Below are 3,840 nucleotides of genomic sequence, written 5' to 3'. Positions count from 1 at the left end.
TGCAAGCGCTCTCCCAGCTGAGCTATACCCCCGAAAGAAGTGCGATATTACGGGACATTTTTGATCTTGTCAACTCTATCCCCGAAAATCGCATTCTAAAAAGTAAAAATTAGTTTCCGGCTCTCTGAGCGGCCCACTTCTCCATACCTTCGTTGAGGCGGGTAAGAACGCGCTCTTGACCGTACAGTTCAAGGGTTGCGTCGATGGACGGTGTCTTTTCAGCGCCTGTCACCAAAACGCGCAGAGGAATTGCAAGGTGCAAAACTTTGACGCCCTGCTCATCCATGATTTCTTTCATTAAGCCATAAATGCTCTCTTTCTTCCATTCGATGGAAGGAGCTTTACGGACGAAAGCAGCCATCGCTTCGAAAGAAGCGTCTTCCTTATCCTTGAGCTGCGCAGGCAGAGAAGAAGAATCAACCGGATTGTTATGGCAGAACAGCATTGCTGCCTTTGCAAGAGCCTGCAGGGTCGGTTCGCGGCTCTTCAGAAGAGCCATAACGCCGGGAAGGTCCTTGACCAGGCTCAGATCGCCGCCGAGTTTTTCAATTCTCGGTTTGACAAGTTCTGCAAGCTTCTTGTCGTCATATCCTTTGATGTATTCGTGGTTCAGCCAGTCCAGTTTCTTCATACTGAAGCGGGCCGGAGAACGGCTGCAGTCGGAAAGCTCAAACCATTCGGCCAGCTGTTCGCGAGTGAATTTTTCGTCGTCTTTGTGGCCCCAGCCCAAGCGAGCGAGATAGTTGAACAAGGCTTCCGGGAGGTAGCCTTCTTCGTTGTACTGCAGAACGCTGACGGTACCGTTGCGCTTAGAAAGCTTCTGGCCGTCTTCACCGTGGATCAAGGGCAGATGTGCGAACGTCGGCAGAGGTGCGCCGATAGCGTTGTAAAGGTTGATCTGACGCGGAGTGTTGTTGATATGGTCAGCACCGCGAATGACGTGGCTGATCTGCATATCCCAGTCGTCAACAACAACGGCAAAGTTGTAAGTCGGGATGCCGTCGCCTCTCATAATCACGAGGTCGTCTAATTCAGAATTTGCAACGGTAATTTCGCCGTAAACTCCGTCTTCCCATGTCACAACGCCGTCGTCCGGGTTGCGGAAACGGATAACCGGAGTGACGCCTTCGGGAATAGGTTTGCCGACACAGTTTTCAGGACGCCAGCGGCCGTCATAGCGAGGTTTCTCTCCGCGGGCTTTCTGTGCTTCACGCATCTCATCGAGCTCTTCCTTTGTGGCATAGCACTTGTAGGCCAAGCCTTTAGCCAAGAGCTGATCCACTACTTCTTTGTAACGAGGAAGACGGTTCATCTGATAGACCACTTCCTTGTTGTCATAGTCGAGGTTGAGCCACTTCATTGCGTCCAGAATCACTTGAGTTGCTTCAGGAGTGGAGCGCTCGCGGTCGGTATCTTCAATACGGAGAAGGAATTCACCGCCGAAATGACGGGCAACGGCCCAACAATAAATCGCAGTACGAGCGGTTCCCAAATGCATCATTCCTGTAGGACTCGGAGCAATGCGAGTACGGACTTTTGTAAACATGGTTCTAAACTAATCCCGTGAATATTAAATTTCCCGCAAATAAGCGGGGCGAGCATAAGTTTTGATTTTACCGCGTTAGACCTTGACTGGACACGGACCTTTCCGTGCAATCAAGAAGCAAAAATAAAGGCCGTCCAAAATCGACCGACCTGGGTTCAGCAAATGAGCCTTTTAACTGACGTACTGCCAGAGGATGAGCAATACAAACTGGCCTGAAAGAATTCTCAGAAACATCGCCAAAGGATAAACCGTGGAGTATGCAACTGCAGAAACATTCTTTTCCGTCAGTGTGCTGGCATAGGCCAGCGTGGGTGGATCGGTCGTCGCGCCGGCAATCATGCCCACGATGCTGTGGTAGTTCATCTTATAGACCTTGCGGGCGATACTTCCGATGACCACTAAAGGAATAATCGTGATAAACAAACCGAGGAAGGCATAGAGGAGCCCGTTGCCTTCGAGGATTGCGTCGACGAAAGGACGGCCGGCTGCCAGACCCACACTTGCAAGGAACAATGCGATGCCCATTTCTCGAAGCATCAGGTTGGCTGATGCCGTGGTGTAAGTAATGAGCTTGAAATTCGGACCGTAGTAGCCCAGCAAAATCGCAACAATCAGCGGACCGCCTGCCAAGCCTAATTTCAGAGGAACCGGCATTCCTGGGATAGCGATCGGAAGGCTGCCGAAAAGAATGCCTACTGCGATACCGAGGAAAATAGAAATCAGGTTCGGATGGTCCAGTTTCTTTTCCTGATTGCCGAGTTTGTCGGCCAAACGGCGAATTGAGCGTTCCGGACCAACGCAGTAGACCACGTCACCGATCTGAAAACGAAGATGCGGATACGGAAAAAGCGTCATACCAGCGCGGAAAATACGCGTGATATTGACACCGTCGTAGCGACTTAAGTGCAGGTCATGAACAGTCAAGCCGTTCATGGCGCTTCGGGTCACACGAATATTGCGCGCTGTAATCGGAGAACTTTCCGTTGCCAAGTCGACATCTTTATCTTCAGAACCGCAAAAAACCGTAATGGCATCTTTGTTTTCAGCGGAAGCAACAATACGCATCACGTCGCCGACGTGGACCGTGTCCTTAGCATGAGGACTAATAATCGTTCCGTCATGCAGCAATCGAGAGCAGATAAAGGGACGGCCGATAAAGTTGCGGAGCTGCTCCAGCTGTTTACCTTCTAAAGCCGCATTTGTGACTTTGACGTGGAAGAAGATAGGGGCTTCGTTGTTTTCTTTTTCCGATTCTTCCCACATGCGGTCTTCTTCCTTGAGATCAATACGGAAGATAAAGCGCAGGCAGATAGACGTTGCGATGATGGCCACAACGGCGAGCGGATAGGCGCATGCATAGGCGACGGCAATATCTTCGCCTTTGTAATCCAGCATGTTTAATGCTTCCTGCGTGGCACCGAGACCCGGTGTATTTGTCACGGCACCGAAGTAAACGCCGAGCATCTGCGGCAGCGAAACAGTGTCCGAAAATGCGAAATAAAGACCGACCGTTACAGCCAAGCTCAGAAATACTGCTAAAAGCGTAAGCAGATTCAGCTGAACACCGCCGCTTCGGAAGGATGAAAAGAACGATGGTCCGACTTGAAGGCCGATAAAGAAAACAAAAAGAATCAGGCCGAAGTCACGAAGAAAATGAAGAACCGTCGTGTTTACGGTAAAGCCGAAGTAACCAGCCGCTAAACCGGCAAAGAGCACAAAAGTGACGCCGAGCGAGATTCCGAAAATTTTGATTCGTCCGAGCAGCAAACCGACCGTGATGACGATCGCATAAACCAAAAGAATATGCCCGACCGAATTTGAATCGCTCCACAAAGAAACGAGCCAATCCATAGTTTGAACCTTGGGAAGAAATATTTAATAAATCGATAGCCTTACCAATAGTGATAAGTGCTCTCATAATGTGGAATAAATTTTAATTAGTTCTCGGAAAGAGAACCTTTATTTCCGATGAAACATCCTATTGTTTTCCCTAGCAAACTTTAGACTTTCGATGGTCTGCACTCGTTTTCACTTAAGCCGGATTCATGATTTTGTTTTCAGTAATCTCAGTTTAGTTGCAGAAGACACCACGACGCAGAGAAAGTTAGCGACCGGTTTCAGTTCTGACTTAGGCTATGACAATGGAAAAGTTCCTAACCTGGGCCTTTACTCGCAGACTCAGCCGATAAATTATTATTTAGAATGCTATATATTTACGGCTGTGACGGACAAACAGAATCCCGATGATTATTGGCATCGGGCTCTGAAATTTTGCGCTTCTAGATCTTCATTAT

At 49.0% G+C, this 3,840-nt stretch carries 2 protein-coding genes; both read right to left on the bottom strand.

The features are described from left to right. Positions 1–109 precede the first annotated feature (109 nt). Positions 110–1,546: a glutamate--tRNA ligase gene (gene gltX, locus HMPREF9439_RS09885; protein ID WP_040603596.1), complete on the bottom strand. Its 1,437-nt coding sequence runs from the start codon at positions 1,544–1,546 to the stop codon at positions 110–112. 171 nt (positions 1,547–1,717) lie between these two features. After that, on the bottom strand, positions 1,718–3,397 hold the full coding sequence (locus tag HMPREF9439_RS09880; RefSeq protein WP_008810757.1) for a putative transporter: 1,680 nt from the start codon (positions 3,395–3,397) through the stop codon (positions 1,718–1,720). Between the last annotated feature and the right edge of the window lie 443 nt (positions 3,398–3,840).

This window comes from Parasutterella excrementihominis YIT 11859 (assembly GCF_000205025.1).
GTDB lineage: Bacteria > Pseudomonadota > Gammaproteobacteria > Burkholderiales > Burkholderiaceae_F > Parasutterella > Parasutterella excrementihominis.
This window is presented reverse-complemented; position numbering and strand designations above follow the sequence as displayed.